This window comes from Sinorhizobium terangae, assembly GCF_029714365.1.
Classification (GTDB): Bacteria; Pseudomonadota; Alphaproteobacteria; order Rhizobiales; family Rhizobiaceae; genus Sinorhizobium; species Sinorhizobium terangae.
Genome location: NZ_CP121660.1, coordinates 1,594,811 through 1,612,706, shown reverse-complemented (window position 1 = coordinate 1,612,706; position 17,896 = coordinate 1,594,811). Strand labels below are relative to the sequence as shown.

The following is a 17,896-nucleotide window of genomic DNA, read 5'->3' as shown; positions in this document are numbered from 1 at the left end:
CGCAGTTTCAAAGCAATCAAAGTGGAGGAATCAACATGAACGTGAAGATTTTCGACAAGCCGGAGATCCAGGACTTTCTCAAGGTCCTCAGCGGTTTGGACAAGACCGGCGGCAATCCGCGCGTAAAAGAGATCGTTCATCGGATCATGTCAGACCTGTTCAAGGCAATCGACGATCTCGACATCACCCCCGACGAATACTGGACCGGGATCGCCTGGCTCAACGAGATCGGCGCGGCCGGCCAGGCCGGCCTGATCTCGCCCGGCCTCGGTCTCGACCATTTCCTCGACGAGCGTCTCGACGCCATCGACGAGGCTCTCGGCATCGACAACCCGACCCCGCGCACGATCGAGGGGCCGCTCTATGTGGCAGGCGCGCCCGTCTCGGAAGGCTTTGCGCGACTCGACGACGGCACCGATGCTCACGGTCACACGCTCATTATGCACGGCACCGTCCATGATGCCGACGGCAAGCCGCTGTCGGGCGCCACGGTGGAAGTGTGGCACTGTGACACCCGCGGCTTCTACTCGCACTTCGATCCGACGGGAAAGCAGGCGCCGTTCAACATGCGCCGCACGATCGTCACCGACGAAAATGGCCGGTACAAATTCCAGAGCATCGTGCCGCACGGCTATGGCGTGCCGCCAGGCAGCCCGACCGAGCAACTGCTTTCCGCGCTCGGTCGCCACGGCCAACGTCCGGCACATATCCACTTCTTCATCAGCGCCGACGGCCATCGCAAGCTGACAACCCAGATCAACATCGAGGGCGATCCGCTGGTCAACGACGACTTCGCCTATGCGACGCGCGACGGTCTGGTTCCAGCTCTCATCGAGCGGACTGACGAGGCAAGCATCAAGGCCAACGGACTGAGTGGACCGTTTGCGGAGATCAGGTTCGACATTCACCTGACGGCCATGGTGAATGGCGTCGACAACCAGATCAACGAGCTGCGCAAGCGCGCGGCCGCCTGAGCGGCAAGGCCAGCGACCCGATCGGGTCGCCAGCCCCCATAACCATCGTCATCAACGACTTAGTTGCAAAGGTTGCGCCTGCCAGCGCGCTCTTTGCGGGAGATAGGTCATGTCTGCGATTATCGACAAAGCCCGGGACCTCGATCATCTGCTCGCCACTGCCGTGCAGGACGACATGGAAACCGGCAAATTTCGCTGCCGCCGCGACATCTTCACCAACGAAGACCTGTTCGAATTGGAGATGAAACACATCTTCGAGAGCAACTGGGTCTATCTGGCCCATGAAAGCCAGATTCCGGGAAATAACGACTATTACACCACCTGTATCGGCCGTCAGCCGGTGGTCGTCACCCGTGACAAGAACGGGGAACTGCACGCGGTCATCAATGCCTGCGCCCACCGAGGCGCCATGCTGTGCAGGCGCAAGCACGGAAACAAGGGCAGCTTCACCTGTCCCTTCCACGGCTGGACTTTCTCCAACACCGGCAGACTACTCAAGGTCAAGGACGAGAAGACGACCCAGTATCCGCCCCAGTTCGCGCAGAACGGTTCGCACGACCTGAAGCGCGTTCCGCGTTTTGAAAGCTATCGCGGATTCCTGTTCGGCAGCCTCAAGGAGGAGGTGGCGTCGCTCGAGGACTTCCTTGGGGAGACGAAGGTCATCATCGACCAGATCGTCGATCAGGCGCCGAACGGGCTGGAAGTGCTGCGGGGCAATTCGTCCTACGTCTATGACGGGAACTGGAAGTTGCAGATGGAAAACGGCTGCGACGGCTATCACGTCAGCTCAGTGCACTGGAACTATGCCGCGACCATGGGACGGCGCAAGGAGGAGGGCACGAAGTCGGTTGACGCCAGCGGCTGGAGCCGGTCGATCGCGGGTGTCTACGGCTTCGAGAACGGCCATATCCTCTTGTGGACCACCACCATGAATCCCGAGGTCCGTCCGATCTTCAGTCATCGGGACGAGATCAGGACCCGTGTCGGCGACGTGCAGGCGGATTTCATCGTCAACCAGACCCGCAATCTCTGCATCTATCCGAATGTGTTCCTGATGGACCAGTTCAGCACGCAGATACGCGTGACGCGCCCGATCAGCGTCGACAAGACCGAAATTAACATCTTCTGTTTCGCGCCGAAGGGCGAAAGTGCGGCGGACCGGGCGCTGCGCATCCGCCAGTACGAGGACTTCTTCAATGTCTCCGGCATGGGCACGGCCGACGATCTGGAGGAGTTCCGCGCCTGCCAGGCCGGCTACGCTGGCACGGCCGCGCCCTGGAACGACCTGTCGCGGGGTGCGCCGCTCTGGATCGACGGTCCGGACGAAAATGCGAAGAGGATGGGCATAAAGCCGTTGCTGTCCGGCGAACGCAGCGAGGACGAGGGGCTGTTCGTCCGCCAGCACGAATACTGGGCCAAGGTGATGCGCCAGGCGCTGGCCGCCGAAAGGGAAGGAGTGGTCGCATGAGCATTCCCTATGAAACCGCCTGCGCCTTCCTTTACCGGGAAGCGCGCCTTCTGGACGACCGCGAGTGGGACGAATGGCTTACCTGCTACGCGCCGGACGTGACCTATTGGATGCCGGCCTGGGACGATGACGACCAGCTCACCGAAGATCCGCAGACGCAGATCTCGCTGATCTACTATCCGAACCGCGACGGCCTCGAAGACCGGGTGTTCCGCATCAAGACCGAGCGTTCGGGCGCCTCGACGCCGGAGCCGCGCACCAGCCACAACGTCACCAATGTCGAGCTGCTTGAAGTCCGGGGCGATGAGGTCGACCTACGCTACAACTTCCACACGTTCAACCACCGCTACAAGGTCACCGACCACTTCTTCGGCACCATGTTCGTCACCCTGCGCAGGAGCGACGACCGCCTGCTGATCTCGAACAAGAAGATCGTGTTGAAGAACGACTACATCCGCCAGGTGATCGACGTCTATCACATCTGACAGGCGTCGCCGGACTGCACAGAGACTGATGAGGAGGGTTCCATGGCCAGCTACAGCATCGCTTTGAACTTCGAGGACGGCGTTACCCGTTTCATCGAATGCAAGGACAGCGAGAAGGTTCTCGATGCCGCCTTCCGCAACAAGATCAACCTGCCGATGGATTGTTCCGACGGCGTATGCGGCACATGCAAGTGCCGCGCCGAGAGCGGTCGCTACGACCTCGGCGACGACTATATCGACGATGCGCTAACGGTCGAGGAGGCTGAGAGCGGCCTCGTGCTGACCTGCCAGATGCGGCCGTCTTCCGACTGCATCATCGCGGTTCCCACGACCTCGGTCGCCTGCAAGACCGGGCAGCAGACCTTCGGCGCCACCGTCGCCGCTGTGGTGCCGCACAACGATGCGGCGATCGTGCTGGAACTGGATGTGGATGCCCAGGCACCCGCTTTCCTGCCCGGTCAGTACGTCAATATAGGCGTGCCGGGCTGCGGCCAGCAGCGATCCTATTCCTTCAGCACGGCGCCCGGCCAACGGCGCATCGGCTTCCTGATCAAGAAGATCCCCGGCGGCGTCATGAGCGGCTGGCTGGAGCGCGCCGAAACCGGGATGAGGCTCGAGCTGACCGGTCCCTTGGGCAGTTTCTACCTGAGGGAGGTCGAGCGACCGCTCCTGTTCCTGGCCGGCGGCACGGGTCTTGCGCCGTTCCTGTCAATGCTCGAGGTGCTGGCTCGCGAGAATTCGCAAGAGCGGGTTCACCTCGTCTACGGCGTCACCCGGGATCTGGACCTGGTTCTCGTCGACGCGATCGAGGCTCACGCAAAACGGCTCGCCAACTTCACTTACTGTACCGTCGTGGCCGACGAGGCGTCCAGCCACCCGCGCAAGGGCTGGGTCACCCAGTATATGCCGGTCGAGGCGCTCAATGGCGGCGATGTCGACGTCTATCTCTGCGGCCCGCCGCCAATGGTCGATGCGGTGCGCAAGCATTTCGACGATACGGGCGTGCAGCCTCACAGCTTCCACTACGAAAAGTTCACGCCCAATGCGTCAGCGAAGGTGGCTGCATGAGCACGGGGCGTTTCGAAGGCCGCTTCGCGGGCAAGGTGCTGGTTGTCACGGGTGCTGCGCAGGGTATCGGCCGGGCCGTGGCGATCCGCGCAGCGGAGGAGGGCGGCCAGGTCCTGTTCGTCGACCGCGCCGACTTCGTCGCCGAGGTAGCGGCGCAGGCCGGCGTGAACGCCGCGGTCTTCAACGCCGACCTCGAAACCTATGAGGGGGCGGCGGCGGCGATGCGATTTGCCGCCGAGAAGTTCGGCGGCATCGACATCCTGATCAACAATGTCGGCGGCGCGATCCGCATGCGTCCCTACGCTGAGTTCGAACCGCAGCAGATTAACGCCGAAATCCGCCGCTCGCTGATGCCGACGCTCTACTGCTGCCACGCCGTTCTACCGCATCTCTTCGCTCGCGGCGGCGGCACGATCGTCAATGTGTCGTCCAACGCCACCCGCGGCATCCACCGTGTGCCCTATTCGGCGGCGAAGGGCGGCGTGAACGCCATCACCCAGTCGCTCGCCATGGAGCTCGCCGGGCGGAACATCCGTGTCGTCGCCACGGCGCCCGGCGGTACCGAGGCCCCGCCGCGCCGTATCCCCCGCAACGCCGCCGGCGATAGTGGGGCGGAAAAGGGCTGGATGGCCGATGTCGTGAGCCAGGTGAAGCAATCCAGTTTCATGAAGCGGTACGGAACCATCGAGGAACAGGCCGCGCCGATCCTGTTTCTGGCGTCGGAGGAGGCGTCCTACATCACCGGCAGCGTGCTGCCGGTCGCCGGGGGCGATCTCGGCTGAAAGCTCACATTTCCATGCGTAACAACTCGGGGAGGAGTGGTAATGCGCAACATCGATGTCAATGAAGCAATAGACGGCTCGCCTTTCGGGCGCTTCCAGTGGACGGTGGTCGCTCTCTGCGCTTTGCTGCTGGTTGTCGACGGTTACGACGTTTTCGTAGCCGGCACCGTGTTGCCGACGCTGATAGGAGAATGGGGCCTGAGCAAGCCTGAGGCCGGCGCTTTGCAGGCATGGGCGCTGTTCGGCATGATGTTCGGTGCTCTCGTTTTCGGTCCGCTTGCGGACCGGATCGGACGCAAGAAGGGCATTGCCACCAGCTTCATGCTGTTTACCGTCTCCACCCTCTTGACCGGCCTTACCGGTTCGCCGGGTGAGTTCAAGCTTTTCCGTTTCATCGCCGGCTTCGGCTGCGGCGGGCTGATGCCGAACGCTGTGGCCCTCATGAACGAGTATGCGCCGAGGCGCCTTCGCGGCACCATGGTCGCGCTCATGTTCTCCGGCTATTCCGTCGGCGGCATGGTCGCGGCTGGCCTCGGCATCGGCATGATCCCGCAATACGGCTGGAAGCCGATGTTCTTCATGGCGGCACTGCCGTTGTTGATGCTGCCGTTCATCCTGTGGAAACTGCCGGAATCGCTCGGCTTCCTGATCCGCCAGGGCAAGCAGGACCAGGCCAAGCGGATCTACCGCAAGATTGATTCCTCCGCGCCTCTTGGCAACGGCGACAGGCTGGTCTTCTCCGAGACCGAGGGGGCCTCGGCATCGGTCCTCGAGCTCTTCCGTCATCAGCGCACGCTGCGCACAATCATGCTGTGGGTCGCCTTCTTCTGCTGCCTGCTGCTCGTCTATCTGCTGTCGTCCTGGTTGCCGAAAGTCTTGCAGGAGGCCGGCTATGCGGAGAAAGCCAGCCTACTCAGCCTCTTCTCGCTGAATTTCGGCGGCATGGTCGGCGCGATCGCCGGCGGCTGGCTGGGCGACCGGTTCGGTCTGCCGAAGGTGGTGGTCAGCTTTTTCGTTGCCGCTGCCGCATCGATCGCGCTGATCGGCTTCAATCTGCCCGCAGGGCTGCTGTTCCTGATGGTGTTCGTTGCCGGCGCCACCACGATTGGCACGCAGATCCTGCTCTATGCCAGCGTGGCCCAGCTTTATAACCTCTCCGTGCGCTCCACGGGATTGGGCTGGGCCTCGGGCGTCGGCCGCATCGGCGCGATCGTCGGGCCGACCTTGGGCGGTGTGCTTCTGGCACAGGAATTTCCGCTTCAGCAGAACTTCCTGATCTTCTCGATCCCGGCGGCGATCTCGGCCCTCGCCATGCTGGTGTTCGCGATAAGCAGCGCGCGTCGCTCAAGCGCCGTGCAGCTTGCCACGGCGTAAGTGGGCACGGCCGATCGCATGTGCCAGACCACTGGTCATCCCTATATCGGGCAGCGCCGGTTTCGGCCCGGCGCTGCTGAAACCCATTCTTCCGGCAATCCGGTTCGTGAGTATTGATCTATGCCTTTTCTTGATCTTTCCAGTCATCGCCTCCACTACCGCATCGACGGCGACAAGGATGGGTGCCAAGGCAAGCCATGGCTTATGTTCTGCAATTCGCTCGGCACCGACCTGCACATGTGGAACGCGCAGGTGGCTGGACTGCGGCCTTATTTCCGCTTACTGCGGTATGACAGCCGCGGTCATGGCCGGTCCTCCGTGCCACTGCCGCCATACGGCCTGTCCGACCTCGGCAATGATGCGCTCGCACTGCTCGATGCGCTGGAAATAGAGCGAGTGCATTTCTGCGGTCTTTCTATCGGCGGCCTCACAGGGCAGTGGCTAGGTATCCACGCCGGAGAGCGCTTCGGCAAGATCGCTGTATGCGCGGCATCCGCGAAGATCGGTACCGCAGAAAGCTGGACCACGCGAATGGACGCCGTGCGGGAGAATGGTCTTGCGGCACTGACCCCTGCCACCGTCGAGCGCTGGTTCACTCCGGGGTTCAGCGCAGTTGAACCCCGGAGTGTCGGCAAGGTGCTCGATAGTTTTGTCGCGACCTCGATCGATGGATATATCGGCTGCTGCGCGGCTTTGGCCGGAGCCGACCTGCGGGAAGACATCGGACTGATCGCCAATCCTCTGCTGGCCGTCTCCGGCGATGACGATCCGGTGTGTCCGCCAGCCGATCTGGAAGATATTTCCCTGCGCGTTCAGCGGGGCCGGCACCTGTCGTTGCCAGGCCGGCATATCGTTAACATCGAGTCGAGGCGGGCATTCAATGTCGCGCTTCTTGAATTTTTTGGCAGCAGCACTCGCCGCTGAGATCGATGTCATGGACCGTAAAGGCGATGTTGCCGGTGATGGCTTTGGCTGCGGGGATCGGTGACGACGATCTGGTCATCGGTAGCGCGAAATGGTCCGTTGGTGCGAAGGACCAGACCGGCAAGGATCAAGGATGTAGTTTATTCGGGAGTTACAATTCAAGTTTTCCAGAAGCAGCCGGATGGTAGTTACAAGATGAGGCTACACACCTTCAACTAGCTGGCCATTTTGTTGCCTAATCGGCGGCAAGGATATCGCGGTTATAATGCCCCGCCTGCTATTCTCAGGATCGCGGGATTGAAGAAGTCGCGCGGCGTCAGCCGGCCAACCAACGTCAGAGCAGCAGTCGAGCGGCAATTCAGGAATGTTTTCTCCATCATGACCGAGGACCGCCGGCGGTCTCTATCGCTACTACATGGAGAAGTACGAATGCGGTTGCGCAGAGGCTACGGGCCGCGCCGTTGATGACGCCCGACGTGGGACCTGCAGGTGGTAGCGAAGCAATCGGTAGGTGACGCCGTCAGAGGCAGATGTCGCACAAAGGATTTTCGGGGTCGGTGACCTCCCACCAGTGAGTCGGGCGCCCCACAATGGAGCGACGTTTTCCTCGTCGCCGAAAGAAAGAGCGGCGTCCTGCGAGGGGGCGAGGACACCGCTCCGTTCTCCAGTCGCATAAGGAATGCGACGCTATTAAACGCGAATGCTCTCAATTGGTTCCTGAAGGCGGATTTGTCTTTTCAGCTTCTCCGGCGTTATTTTCCTCATCATCCAGCTGTGGCAGGAGATCGACGAACTTCCGGGGCAGCGGCTTGACTTGGAACACAGGAAGAGACCGGAGGAAGGCAGTGTTGGCCTCCTTTGACACCACGTTGCGTATGCGCCTCGCCAGGTCGGGATTTGGCTTGCGCATGGCTACGCTCCTAACAGGAGGCGGAATAGCGCAGCCGGGAAAAATGTTCCCTGCTACCGCGCGGGACATGCCCCGCCCAATTAAGGTTGTGCCGGTTAGGTGGACGGTTGCTTGGTTCGGTAGTCAACTTTAAGCTGTTCGGCTTATCAGGAAACGAGAGTTTGGTCACATCACCCGTTTGGGTAGATGGTGACCGCCGCGGCGCGATTTAGCCCTATCGGCCGACTCGACAAATTGACGGCTTCTGGCACCGTTAGTTTGAGAACATTGCTGACAACAAACCTGGGCCCGCTCTCTACGCTCTCTCGTGGCGGGCTCTTTTGTGCTTACACCATACTGGGCTGCTTCGCTCGGCAGGGCATCATGGTGATGGCGACGAGAGCTGGCCCGACAGAGCGTGCACGACGAACTCAAACAATACGAGAATGATGATCAGCACGATGAAACCAAGAACGAAAGCATCCCGCATGGTAACTTCAATCTGCGAGGATCAGCAGCGGCTGACATCGCTCGTTGCCGGCCCTGTCCAAAAGCCGGCCTCCTCCCTTGGAGCGAGGGTATTAAACGCTCCACCCTCTTGATTGTTCCGGGCTCGAAAATGCGCAACGCCTTAGGTCGGCCGCTATAAAGTGTTGGGTCCTTCGCTATCCAACAGTTCCTCTAGAAGCTTCTCTCTGTCCGTCATATCGAACTCGCGGATCACATAGAGAACCCTCAACCCTTCCATTACGGCCGTGTGACTCCCAGGATCCAATTGACGCACTTTGCACCAGTCAGAAACGACCTGCTCCACAAGCGCGGCCTCGGTTTCTTTCGTTGGCGGAATCTTCCTTGCTGAGCGCTGGGGCATTGCGGCTCCCTTCGGTCCGTCAGAGAACCGTCAATCACAGCAATGGTTCCCCTGAAGGGCCTCGCCTTTGCCTTCGTCGCGTTTCCCGGCGTAGCCTTGGACGCCAGGCAACGACGTGAACACTGTATGATCCTACAATTGCGCGTTGCGAGTTGACCTGATCTTATGCGGGCAAGGATACGAAACTCTCAGATTTGAATCTTAAGCCATGGCTCCTCGTCGAGTTTAACCAGCTCGGACATGAGCTGGTCGGGGATATGCAGCACCTCTCAGCAGTCGAGATGCTGCGGATTCCTGGGATGGGCGGGTACGCCTACCGGAAGATTGCAAAGGCATCGGGGCGAGAGCCTCTCCCTGAACCTGAAGAAGTGTCGATGACCATGCGAGCCGCTGCTGCGGCGTTGATTTGCCCTTGATCCCGCTTGCGCCGCCACTATCTCCATAACGGCAAGCGACGTTCGAAGCGGTTCCCTTGGATGGAACAGGGTGAGTAAGCCCAAGCAAACGAAGAATACGTCGCGATCGGAGCTGCAGGGACCGACACCCTCTGCAGCTCTACTCGTCTCGGTAGGACATCTTCAAGCATCCCCAGCTTCACCGGGAGAGTCCGCGAAGAGAGTTCGAACGTTGCGCTTTCGACAAGCGCGTGGCGGCCATCGAAACATGCGGCTGGTGTGTGAGATCCTTCAGCAGCTCGAGGATGGCGGCCGGCAGAGAAGCCAGCCTCAAAAATAGCAGCGCCTCTGAGGGACGGGAGGCGCTGCCGTGTGGCCGGTCTGCGGTTGGAGGGATTCCGGCCTTTGGCGTCGCCACGGGTAGCGACCGTATCTAACGGTTGGCTTGCGGAATGGTTCCAAGAGAGATGGTGCTAGCTCGCAGAGATCAATGCCGCGAACCAGCAGCTACTGCAAAGGCATCCATTCTCTCAAGATCCCCCAGTCGCGTCTACTAACCTCTCTGAAACTGAATCAAGGCTTGCTCGACCGGAGGAACCTTGTCGCCGAGAGTTGGTTCGACCGGTGCATGGGCAGAATAGCGATGATCGACAGGAAGCTTGCCGAAGCCGAACGACATATTGCCCGGGCTGAAGAGCATGTCGCGCACCAAGAGGAGATTGTTGCTGAGCTAGATCGCGATGGGCATGATACCCAGCAAGCGAGGAATCTGCTTGGTACCTTCAAGACAATGCTCGCGTCGCACATCTCGGCCCGTGATCTGCTCGCGAGAGAGAAAGCAGAGTTAGCCAAACGCCTCGAAAGTTAGATCGCCGATACAGCGACGCCCGCGGTTCGAGGAGGGCGAACGCGCGGGCGAACCGGCGGTGACGTCGCAACCGCGACGCTTTCCTAACCTGCCGTCGGCTGGATCGTTCCGCGCCTATGTGAATGAAACCGGCCAGCCGATGTATGTTCCCAGTCGTGCCGTGCCGACACGGATAGGTAAATCGCAGGCATCGCCTTTGCCGGCGCAACCGGCGGCCCTTCTGCATTCGGCTTCAAGCCTTGGAGATCTCGTCGACGCGACGATAGCTTCCTTCCGTCCACATATGGCTTTTCGGCCATGGCTTCTCGCCAGAGCGCCTTATAGCTCTCCTGCCACTTTTCACCGTCGCGCATGCACTACAGATCCTTGGGGGACCATTCCGGGCCACGTGCATGACAGGATAGCTTCGTAGCAGCTCTCCGCGGCGAGCGCAGCCTCTCTCGCGGAATCGGCCTGGCCGTTCGGCCGCTGCCACCTGTTGCTGTTCTTCGCCTGGTTCCAGCACATGTACCAGTTCCACCAGCCCAGATGATACCAGTGAATGAACGGGATATTCCGGCTGCCGCCGTACCCGGAAAAGTGTTTCGGGGCATCCGGCCAGGTCTCCCGCCATTGGCATTCGGCTTGGGGAGATCAGACATGCGTATTTCTCCTCGGTCGAGGTTGTCGATATCCCGCATGTCGTGGAAGGCGCGACCGCACTGCGCCGTCGGTGTTTCTGATATGTTGTCCTTCTCCCAAAAGTCAACGCGACGATTTCGCGGATCTGTGCGCTAATGAGCGCATGGAGCGCCACCTGACCGCAGCGATGATCAAGATGCCCCTCATGGAGATCGAAGACGATCTCCGAGGGATGCTGGTTGCCGATCGGGCTCGATCGACGGCCGCGATCGCCATTCACCTTTTTTTGCGTCTCGGGAAGCACTATCAGTTCCGGCGCGATCACGAACCTGCGGCCATGAATGACGTCGTCGTGCAGATCGTCGACGCGATTTGCGGGATACCGGAAGAGACGCTGGCCGACTTCGCGGCGGTGGACGCCGACGTGCGCGCGGTCGCGACAGATACAATCGCCAATGAGGTATTTCTGGATCTGACGCGTGTTTTCACACCGGTCTATGTGCGGGAGCCCTATGGCGGCGGCTGATGGTCAAGTCTTCATCGACGCGGCCGCCGGATACCCCGCCGGAAGATCCCATGCCGGCCCGCATCGATCCGCGTCTTGCAAAGCTCGTCGACAAGCCTCCGAAGGGTCCGGACTGCAGTTCGAGGTGAAATCGACCGCATACCGACCCGTGCTCCACGCCGCGCCGGGAGTCGTAGGGACCGTCACGCGAGGATCGCGGATCGATCGGGGCCTTCCTACGTTTCACTGATCCTCTCGAGCAGATCGCGAGGTTCTGTGACGCCGTCCTGGAACAGTGCGATCAGCCGTTTTGCGAGGCATTCAGCGAGAGGGGAGTCGATAGGCAGATGCTTTCTGGCAAGCTCATCTTCGAACAGCCGCTGAAGGAGGTTGAGCTCGTTGGGTGAAATGGCACAGCGCAAGTCGCGAGAAGGGTACACGGCGCGGCCTCCTGGTTGGGGGCGAAAGCGCGAGTGTCTTCCGGCCAGCGGCGCCCGTTTCATTGCCACTGATGACGACATTATGCGCTTCCGGCAACGCGGCGGCTATTAAGAAAGACAAGTCGCTGTCGTTTGTCAGAGTAAACAAGAGCGGATTGCCAGATAAACTCGCTGAAGTGCGAGTCCGATCCACCCCTTGCACATCACCATTTCACTCGTGCCGCGGGCTGGATAGAGGAGCTGTTCGACATTTGGAAATAGGGGTTCTCCAGACAACAGATCAACGCATGGCGAGCGTTCGCCAAGGTCGAGACTCGTCATAATTGTGCGTCCCGTATCATATCACGCCTGCAACTACATCGCCCTCCCGTAACCGGGTTCACTTTCGGCTTTTCGCTCGTGTCCGTAGCGCGGGGAGGCTGGACCGCAGGTTGTGCAATCGATTCCTCATCCAAAATGCTTATTGCGACGCCGGTTGATGGACGCCTTTCGGCTTCGCCTGCTCAGGCCCTGCATTGCTGTCTTTCGTTCCCATTGGTTATCTCCTTCGGGAGAAGAACGGCGTCAGGAAGCTTGGCAGTGTTTCGTGGCCAACCGGAAGGAATGGGGCTCCACCCGCTACTCCTTGCCATCCAACACAATCTTCAACGTTCTTATGATGTCGGCCGCATCCAAGAGTGCGTCTCTAATCTCGGACGCGGGAAGGCTATCGCCGCGCGCCGCGGCAACCTGCAGATCGATCACGACATCCTTCGTACGGTTTCTGCCTCGCATGCCAGTTTGCTCGCGCATGTCGCGTATTGCGGCGATCGAGCGATTGAGCAGCCGCTTGACTTCGAACGGAGATAGTCGGTCGGCCTCGTTTGCTGCTCTAATAAGCTCGGCAATGAAGGCGGTAGTCGGGGTCATGGGCCTCTCCTGAAGGGAGTGCAAAACCACGCACTAACTGCTGATCAGACCGGCCGAGCAGCCTCCTTCCACACTTCGGGTATAGAGGCGAACTTGGCCGGAAATCGGTTCTCCACTCGACTGCCACAGTCTTCCTGTTCTCCGGCCAGGTTGCGGACTTGCCGCCGGTGTGAAGCCATACGCCACGCAGATCCTTGCTGCTGTGTTAGGCTCCGGTATTGGCGTTGCTGACACAATCGCCGCTGCCATCAGTGGGCGGCGTGACCATGTCAGTCGAACGGACTCCCGAGTTGCCAATGGCTGGCCGTCACCGCCTACGCCACACCAGCAGCGCGCCGGCGGGTAATCAGTCAGCAGCAACTAACCCGTTTGTGCAGCTTTCGCTAAAGTGTGTTCCTCTCTACCATCATGGCGCGAAACCTGCGCGGAGAGGGGAATGCGCTATCGTTCGAGCTATCAGCGTCCAAGGCGGCTGTCGATCCTATCATTCCCAGGCCTGTTGGTCGGCGCGGTAGCCGTTGGTGCGGCCGGCGGCATGACAGCATCGGACTTGATTGCCTCACTGAGCGGCGGCACAGGCGGCTCCTGCAACATCAAGGGAAATGTAAGCATCGACACCGGAGAGCGGATCTTCCATGTTCCCGGCCAGCGGTATTACTCGCAGACGAAAATCAGCCCGCAATACGGAGAGCGCTGGTTCTGTTCGGAGTTCGAGGCTTGGGCCGCTGGTTGGCGGAAATCGAAGGTGTGACCGTGGTCAAATCGGCGCAACCTCACAAACGCCTAATCGCCGACATCAGCACGTCGAGCTTCGATCTCGATGGGCCAAAGCGCCGGTAGAGATCCTCGGCGCGCTTTCTACTCAGGCCGTAGGTCGCGGTAAATTCGTCGAGCGTATAGGCTGAGGTGCGATCGGTCGATCGAGGATGTGCGCTATCCCGGCTCATGACTAGGATATAACCGCACCGCGCTCGCTCTGTTCCCTATCGCGCATCACTACCATTCCAACTGCCTACGCGTGCAAGGACGCTGGTGTAATCTTCCGCGATACTGAGATATTGTTGGCCTTCCGAACGGAAGGTACTTTTCCTTCAAAACTCCCTGAAAATCGATAGGCGAGGTGTGGCGCCAAGCAGCTTCGCCTCGAGCCGTCCGAAGTCTCTGACTTCGGCAGGGCCCCTCAGCAGGCTGTCTCGCGCCCTATGCGCTCTGCGCGCGCCCGGCACGGTAACTCAAAATGGCCGCGCCAAACGCCGACACCGCTCGACCGTGCGGATTGCTGAGCATCCGCGTAGGCGCCGTTGCTATAGCGGCTCCAATCAACAGCATTGCCGCTTCCGACGAGCCAGTTGTTGACCTCGCGACCGTCCGCGCGGAAACAGACGCCCACGAACCGCTGAATATCGGTCGCGCGCGATGAGCAACGAGTGGGGCGGGATTCGGCGAGAAACCGGTCGAGCGCGAACGCCGCCGCTTTGCCGCACCGGTAGGCGCCGACGTCGCCGTCGATGACGGTGGCGCGGCCCACAATGTCTTCTGCGAATGCCGGCTGCCAGGCTACGGCGGCAAGAATGCAGGCCAATATTAGCTCTCTCAACGAGTCCACGAAGTCTTCCTATGCTTAGGCTGTCTGAGGACTGGAAAATTCGCGCTGCCCCACCAACATCTGTCTGATCATCAACAAGGCTTTGATTGGAGGGTCAAAGAGATGGTCTTGTTTTCCGATTTCGTTATTGATGAGCGCGAGTTGTCGATGCTGCAACGTGTTCACAATCACGCTTGTTCATTTAAAGAATTGGAACCGGAAAGCGAGGAAGGCGTCGAGATTGGTAAGATGCTCTTCCATTTGTATCGGCAGGGTATTCGCGATGAGCTTGCCCTTGTGCAAATGCTTACAGATGGCGCGCATCCAATCTGTTTGTGACGATTCAGCGGGCACGTGCTTGATCGCGCTGGCGCTTTCACTATCTACAACGGTGAGCGACGTTCGAAGCGGTTCCCTTGGATGGAACAGGGCGAGCAGGCCCCAAGCTATATGATGAATACGTCGCGATCGGAGCTGCAGGGACCGACACCCTCTGCAGCTCTCTGTTTTTGTGGGCTACGCCATTTCGCGATCTTGAGGAGCGGGGCCCGGCCCGCCCCGCCATCATCGTCACCCTGCCACCACCCCTGCCAATGATCGCCGAGCGCCTCTTTCGCCTGCTGGCCGTCAAGCCGGGTTAATAGCCTCTGCAGCAACTGGTGCTCCGAAATTCCGCTTTCTGGCGGTAGGTATTCGGCGATTTCCTTCTGGCAATCCCAGATCAGCTTTTTCATTTTGGGAGCGTCGACCATGGTCTCTGCACCCTAGGTCGGGTCAACACCTGCGGCTGATCGATGGTTCTTTCAGAGGCTTGCCATCCGGGCCGTAGCCTTTCTCCGCAAGGGCCTCCTCCCAGAGCTTTCTATATCCCTTGCGCCATTCCTCTCGTTCGAGCATGCATTGCAGGTCCTCTGGCAACATGCCGGGCCATTCGCATCGCAGAACGGCGTCGTAGCATTTCTCGGCTTCGATCGCGGCTTCCCTGGCGGAATCGGCCTGTCCGTTCGGGCGCGCCCACCTGTTGGCGTTCTTTGCGTGATTCCATGTCATGTACCAATTCCACCACCCCATGTGGTACCAGTGGATGTGTGCGATATGTCGGCTGCCGTCGTACCCGGAAAAGTGTCTCGGGGCATCCGGCCAGGTTTGGCGCCACTGGTATTTCAGTTTGGGTTCGTCGGACATGCGTCGTCCTCCTCGGTTGAGGTTGTCGATATCCCACATGTCATGGATGGCGCGCCGCTTCGCCTTGGTCGCGTTCTCAATATGTTCTCATCATCCGTTTAGTCAATGCCTGCGCGCGTCGATCCCTGTGTCGCCTAGCTGGTCGACGAGCCGCCGAAAGGGCCGGACTGGGTCTTCGAAGTGAAATGAGATGTCTGTGGACGCCCCGGAAGATGCAAGCGGAATCTTACTTCGGTACAGGCATGTGGTCATCCTCGACGGCGAGGCCGTCGTGCTCGACGGTAAGGGTCGTTCCGACTTCGGAATGCTGCAGTGCGCTCTTGGCCGCCTACCGTCGTCGCATGAAGCGGGCGCAATCGTCCTCTACGCATTCGACCTCCTTTATCTCGACGGTCGCGAGCTACGTCTGCTGCCGCTCCGCGAGCGCCGGCGTCTGCTCGAGCCGCTCGTCGCGGGCAGGGAAGGGTGGTTTCGGCTATCGGAGGAGGTGGAGGCCGACGGCGAAGAGTTTTTCCGGGTCGAATGCGCGCACGGCCTTGAAGGGACCATCGCCAAGCACCGCGAGAAGCCCTACCGCTCCGGCCGGGGCGGCTGGTGGCAGACGCGCCTGGACCGACGACGGAAAGTTGCGCGGTCCGTCGTTCACGGGGATCAAGGAACGGGCGGATGATGCCAGAGTGTATCAGTTTAGCCCAAGCCAGTCACCGGAGATGAGGAACGCAGTTCGCAAAACCCCGCCGAAGCGGGGTTTATGGCGAGGCCGGCATACACGTCAAATGCGGTATCTGTTACGCTCGCGCTCAATCTCCTCCGATGTGTACGGGTCCAAGTTTTCGTCGAAGCGTGTCCACCCCTGAGCAGCGTAGGCGCGCCGACGTTCGACTGGGTCGACCCAATTGTTGCGCTCCAGGATCGCCGCCGCTTGAGGTGCGAGCGTCTCATCGACACGTGCCGTCACGAGCGTCCCGCCGCGACGCACGCCTTCAGCGTAAAAATGGGCCTCTTCTTCCGGGACGCCGGAGTCTGTCAGCGCCCCTATGATGCCGCCAGCGGCGCCGCCGGCCACTGCGCCCGCAACAGCTCCGGCGGCAGTGGATGCAAGCCATCCGGCAGCAACAACGGGTCCAACGCCGGGAATTGCCAGCAGGCCAAGGCCAGTCAGAAGACCGATCGCGCCACCGCCTGCAGCACCCAGCCCGGCCCCGGTTCCCGCTCCTTCAGCGGCGCCGGAGGCTTCGTCGGAGTAACGCTCTCCTGCATTGTTTGCGACTATGCTGATATCATCGGACGGAATGCCGGCCGCTTCCAATTCGCTCACGGCTCCGCGGGCGTCGGCGTAGTCGTCGAAAAGCCCAGACACGGTTCTCATGCTTGTACTCCTGTGTTCAATGATTAGGCCCGCTTGGCGCTCAAAGCGCAGTTACGTTACCTTGGTAATCGAGGGCGACGGAAACGGACTTTCCGCTTTTCATCGCTGTGGCGCGCCAAACCCCCTTGTCGTCCAGCTTTAGCCCTTTCACATCGGTGTAGCCGGCCTCTTCAATACGCTCCTTAGCCTGATCTTCGGTGAAGCTGTTCGCGCCCTCCACTGGTGCGGTCGGATTGTTGCTCTCAGGAGTGGCGACAGCCGGAGTTTCCCCTGACGGAGATGCTGTCTGCGCGAACGCCGGGACCGTGACAGCGCCCATCAGCGCTGCCGCCGCAATAATCAGAAATTTCATAGGATTACCTCTGCTTCAAGTGTCGGCAGAGAGAACACACGGATCGAGGATTGGTTCCGGCCGATTCTGAATTTTGGTGTGCCGGCGGGGAAACGTGCCGAGATACCGATGAATGAGGAGATAGGTTGAGCAACAGCGGATAGTTCAACTCGGGCACCGGGGGAAGAGGAGCGGTGTGGTGACAGTGTTCCACTTACCCGCGGCCGCATTGAAATAGCCTAGCCGTCATCTCATGCGCTTTGCCATCGCTATCAGCAGGTTCTTGTCGCGCATGCCGGATTGGTAGCCGATGAATAGTCGCCTGGCGATTGTTTCAGCTTCTTGGCAATTGCGGGCTATTTTCTCGGCAGCAAGAATCTCCCTGAAGACTTCATCCAGGAATGTAAACGCTGCCGGCATGATTGGGTCGGATCTGGTTCCGTATGACGGATACAACGCGCCACCTCCTCAATCGGGGCGAAAGAGAAATCATCGCTCAGCAGGCGGCGTCCATTTCAACCGCGGCTGATGAGGAGATCATGCGCCTCGAGCGGAAAGGCAGCAATTAACAAAGACAAGCCTCAATAAGATAAAAAGGCCGGACTAACCGACCTTCCTGCGCGAGTGAAGACCGGCAAGCCGGCGGAGTCGCTGCGCTGAAGGGCGCCACTGTCACACAACCGCTGCACGTCGCAGAACTCGAGTATCGCGCCTGGACCGCTGACGGGAAGCTGCGGCGTCCGTCATTCCAAGGGGATAAGAAAGGCGGCTGATGGTGGAAGCATGCGTCAGAAAATACTTAGTCCGAACCAGATCTCCCCCTGACGCGTTAATGAGAGCACCGATTCATGGG

General features: G+C 60.1%; 20 protein-coding genes and 3 pseudogenes. 13 read left to right on the top strand and 10 right to left on the bottom strand.

What is annotated here, in order from left to right:
- Window positions 1-35: 35 nt before the first annotated feature.
- The 7 genes from catA (at window position 36) to pcaD (ending at window position 7,075) form a co-directional block, all read left to right on the top strand.
- Window positions 36-974 carry a catechol 1,2-dioxygenase gene (gene catA, locus QA637_RS26205; RefSeq protein WP_283065662.1) on the top strand — a complete coding sequence of 313 codons (939 nt, stop codon included), beginning with the start codon at window positions 36-38 and terminating at the stop codon, window positions 972-974.
- 109 nt (window positions 975-1,083) lie between these two features.
- Window positions 1,084-2,442, top strand: coding sequence for a Rieske 2Fe-2S domain-containing protein (locus QA637_RS26200; protein WP_283065660.1), 1,359 nt, complete (start codon window positions 1,084-1,086; stop codon window positions 2,440-2,442).
- Complete coding sequence (benB, locus tag QA637_RS26195; protein ID WP_283065658.1) at window positions 2,439-2,927, top strand: benzoate 1,2-dioxygenase small subunit; 489 nt, start codon at window positions 2,439-2,441, stop codon at window positions 2,925-2,927. The genes QA637_RS26200 and benB overlap by 4 nt, the downstream gene beginning before the upstream one ends.
- Window positions 2,928-2,969: 42 nt before the next feature.
- The gene (benC, locus tag QA637_RS26190) at window positions 2,970-3,995 is read left to right on the top strand and encodes a benzoate 1,2-dioxygenase electron transfer component BenC (protein WP_283065656.1); all 1,026 of its coding nucleotides are present in this window, start codon (window positions 2,970-2,972) and stop codon (window positions 3,993-3,995) included.
- Window positions 3,992-4,777, top strand: a complete 786-nt coding sequence (gene benD / locus QA637_RS26185; RefSeq protein WP_283065654.1) for a benzoate diol dehydrogenase BenD — start codon at window positions 3,992-3,994, stop codon at window positions 4,775-4,777. Before benC ends, benD begins: the two co-directional genes overlap by 4 nt.
- A 42-nt stretch (window positions 4,778-4,819) precedes the next feature.
- Window positions 4,820-6,151, top strand: coding sequence for an MFS transporter (locus QA637_RS26180; protein WP_283065652.1), 1,332 nt, complete (start codon window positions 4,820-4,822; stop codon window positions 6,149-6,151).
- A gap of 120 nt (window positions 6,152-6,271) precedes the next feature.
- Window positions 6,272-7,075, top strand: coding sequence for a 3-oxoadipate enol-lactonase (gene pcaD, locus QA637_RS26175; RefSeq protein WP_283065650.1), 804 nt, complete (start codon window positions 6,272-6,274; stop codon window positions 7,073-7,075).
- 706 nt (window positions 7,076-7,781) lie between these two features.
- Here the strand turns inward: pcaD and QA637_RS26170 are convergent.
- Window positions 7,782-7,985: a hypothetical protein gene (locus QA637_RS26170; protein WP_283065648.1), complete on the bottom strand. Its 204-nt coding sequence runs from the start codon at window positions 7,983-7,985 to the stop codon at window positions 7,782-7,784.
- A gap of 1,044 nt (window positions 7,986-9,029) precedes the next feature.
- Between QA637_RS26170 and QA637_RS26165 the strand changes: the two genes are divergently transcribed.
- From QA637_RS26165 to QA637_RS26155, 3 genes are all read left to right on the top strand, one after another.
- Window positions 9,030-9,251 carry a hypothetical protein gene (locus QA637_RS26165; RefSeq protein ID WP_283065647.1) on the top strand — a complete coding sequence of 74 codons (222 nt, stop codon included), beginning with the start codon at window positions 9,030-9,032 and terminating at the stop codon, window positions 9,249-9,251.
- A 622-nt stretch (window positions 9,252-9,873) separates the two neighbouring features.
- Entirely contained in the window at window positions 9,874-10,098 is a 225-nt protein-coding gene (locus QA637_RS26160) for a hypothetical protein (RefSeq protein ID WP_283065646.1), read from the top strand.
- A gap of 784 nt (window positions 10,099-10,882) precedes the next feature.
- On the top strand, window positions 10,883-11,245 hold the full coding sequence (locus tag QA637_RS26155) for a hypothetical protein (protein WP_283065644.1): 363 nt from the start codon (window positions 10,883-10,885) through the stop codon (window positions 11,243-11,245).
- Between the two features lie 736 nt (window positions 11,246-11,981).
- Here the strand turns inward: QA637_RS26155 and QA637_RS26150 are convergent.
- Window positions 11,982-12,199, bottom strand: a pseudogene (locus QA637_RS26150) (hypothetical protein).
- A gap of 83 nt (window positions 12,200-12,282) precedes the next feature.
- A complete protein-coding gene (locus tag QA637_RS26145) occupies window positions 12,283-12,573 on the bottom strand; it encodes a hypothetical protein (RefSeq protein WP_283065642.1) in 291 nt (96 codons plus the stop codon).
- A gap of 436 nt (window positions 12,574-13,009) precedes the next feature.
- On the opposite strand from QA637_RS26145, the gene QA637_RS26140 reads away from it, so the two are divergent.
- Window positions 13,010-13,324, top strand: a complete 315-nt coding sequence (locus tag QA637_RS26140) for a sunset domain-containing protein (protein ID WP_283065641.1) — start codon at window positions 13,010-13,012, stop codon at window positions 13,322-13,324.
- 22 nt (window positions 13,325-13,346) lie between these two features.
- Here the strand turns inward: QA637_RS26140 and QA637_RS26135 are convergent, their stop codons facing one another.
- Window positions 13,347-13,520: a hypothetical protein gene (locus QA637_RS26135; RefSeq protein ID WP_283065640.1), complete on the bottom strand. Its 174-nt coding sequence runs from the start codon at window positions 13,518-13,520 to the stop codon at window positions 13,347-13,349.
- A gap of 233 nt (window positions 13,521-13,753) precedes the next feature.
- On the bottom strand, window positions 13,754-14,179 hold the full coding sequence (locus QA637_RS26130; RefSeq protein ID WP_428843146.1) for a thermonuclease family protein: 426 nt from the start codon (window positions 14,177-14,179) through the stop codon (window positions 13,754-13,756).
- Between the two features lie 102 nt (window positions 14,180-14,281).
- Here QA637_RS26130 and QA637_RS26125 point away from each other — a divergent pair, with 102 nt between their 5' ends.
- Window positions 14,282-14,497 (top strand): hypothetical protein, encoded by a 216-nt coding sequence (locus QA637_RS26125; protein ID WP_153437065.1) that lies wholly within the window; start codon window positions 14,282-14,284, stop codon window positions 14,495-14,497.
- A gap of 177 nt (window positions 14,498-14,674) precedes the next feature.
- Here QA637_RS26125 and QA637_RS26120 read toward each other — a convergent pair.
- Both QA637_RS26120 and QA637_RS26115 read right to left on the bottom strand, forming a co-directional pair.
- A pseudogene (locus QA637_RS26120) lies at window positions 14,675-14,910 on the bottom strand (hypothetical protein).
- Between the two features lie 22 nt (window positions 14,911-14,932).
- Window positions 14,933-15,343 carry a hypothetical protein gene (locus QA637_RS26115; RefSeq protein ID WP_283065638.1) on the bottom strand — a complete coding sequence of 137 codons (411 nt, stop codon included), beginning with the start codon at window positions 15,341-15,343 and terminating at the stop codon, window positions 14,933-14,935.
- A gap of 247 nt (window positions 15,344-15,590) precedes the next feature.
- Here QA637_RS26115 and QA637_RS26110 point away from each other — a divergent pair.
- A pseudogene (locus QA637_RS26110) lies at window positions 15,591-15,965 on the top strand (ATP-dependent DNA ligase); the annotation flags it as partial.
- A gap of 150 nt (window positions 15,966-16,115) precedes the next feature.
- Here QA637_RS26110 and QA637_RS26105 read toward each other — a convergent pair.
- From QA637_RS26105 to QA637_RS26095, 3 genes are all read right to left on the bottom strand, one after another.
- Window positions 16,116-16,712, bottom strand: a complete 597-nt coding sequence (locus QA637_RS26105; protein ID WP_283065636.1) for a general stress protein — start codon at window positions 16,710-16,712, stop codon at window positions 16,116-16,118.
- Window positions 16,713-16,752: 40 nt separating this feature from the next.
- Complete coding sequence (locus QA637_RS26100; protein ID WP_153437063.1) at window positions 16,753-17,064, bottom strand: PepSY domain-containing protein; 312 nt, start codon at window positions 17,062-17,064, stop codon at window positions 16,753-16,755.
- A 225-nt stretch (window positions 17,065-17,289) separates the two neighbouring features.
- Window positions 17,290-17,463 carry a hypothetical protein gene (locus QA637_RS26095; RefSeq protein WP_283065633.1) on the bottom strand — a complete coding sequence of 58 codons (174 nt, stop codon included), beginning with the start codon at window positions 17,461-17,463 and terminating at the stop codon, window positions 17,290-17,292.
- Between the last annotated feature and the right edge of the window lie 433 nt (window positions 17,464-17,896).

Coding starts and splice junctions, on each gene's coding strand:
- catA (WP_283065662.1), top strand. CDS start 36: ATGAACGTGAAGATTTTCGACAAGCCGGAGATCCAGGACTTTCTCAAG.
- QA637_RS26200 (WP_283065660.1), top strand. CDS start 1,084: ATGTCTGCGATTATCGACAAAGCCCGGGACCTCGATCATCTGCTCGCC.
- benB (WP_283065658.1), top strand. CDS start 2,439: ATGAGCATTCCCTATGAAACCGCCTGCGCCTTCCTTTACCGGGAAGCG.
- benC (WP_283065656.1), top strand. CDS start 2,970: ATGGCCAGCTACAGCATCGCTTTGAACTTCGAGGACGGCGTTACCCGT.
- benD (WP_283065654.1), top strand. CDS start 3,992: ATGAGCACGGGGCGTTTCGAAGGCCGCTTCGCGGGCAAGGTGCTGGTT.
- QA637_RS26180 (WP_283065652.1), top strand. CDS start 4,820: ATGCGCAACATCGATGTCAATGAAGCAATAGACGGCTCGCCTTTCGGG.
- pcaD (WP_283065650.1), top strand. CDS start 6,272: ATGCCTTTTCTTGATCTTTCCAGTCATCGCCTCCACTACCGCATCGAC.
- QA637_RS26170 (WP_283065648.1), bottom strand. CDS start 7,985: ATGCGCAAGCCAAATCCCGACCTGGCGAGGCGCATACGCAACGTGGTG.
- QA637_RS26160 (WP_283065646.1), top strand. CDS start 9,874: ATGATCGACAGGAAGCTTGCCGAAGCCGAACGACATATTGCCCGGGCT.
- QA637_RS26155 (WP_283065644.1), top strand. CDS start 10,883: ATGGAGCGCCACCTGACCGCAGCGATGATCAAGATGCCCCTCATGGAG.
- QA637_RS26145 (WP_283065642.1), bottom strand. CDS start 12,573: ATGACCCCGACTACCGCCTTCATTGCCGAGCTTATTAGAGCAGCAAAC.
- QA637_RS26140 (WP_283065641.1), top strand. CDS start 13,010: ATGCGCTATCGTTCGAGCTATCAGCGTCCAAGGCGGCTGTCGATCCTA.
- QA637_RS26135 (WP_283065640.1), bottom strand. CDS start 13,520: ATGAGCCGGGATAGCGCACATCCTCGATCGACCGATCGCACCTCAGCC.
- QA637_RS26125 (WP_153437065.1), top strand. CDS start 14,282: ATGGTCTTGTTTTCCGATTTCGTTATTGATGAGCGCGAGTTGTCGATG.
- QA637_RS26115 (WP_283065638.1), bottom strand. CDS start 15,343: ATGTCCGACGAACCCAAACTGAAATACCAGTGGCGCCAAACCTGGCCG.
- QA637_RS26105 (WP_283065636.1), bottom strand. CDS start 16,712: ATGAGAACCGTGTCTGGGCTTTTCGACGACTACGCCGACGCCCGCGGA.
- QA637_RS26100 (WP_153437063.1), bottom strand. CDS start 17,064: ATGAAATTTCTGATTATTGCGGCGGCAGCGCTGATGGGCGCTGTCACG.
- QA637_RS26095 (WP_283065633.1), bottom strand. CDS start 17,463: ATGCCGGCAGCGTTTACATTCCTGGATGAAGTCTTCAGGGAGATTCTT.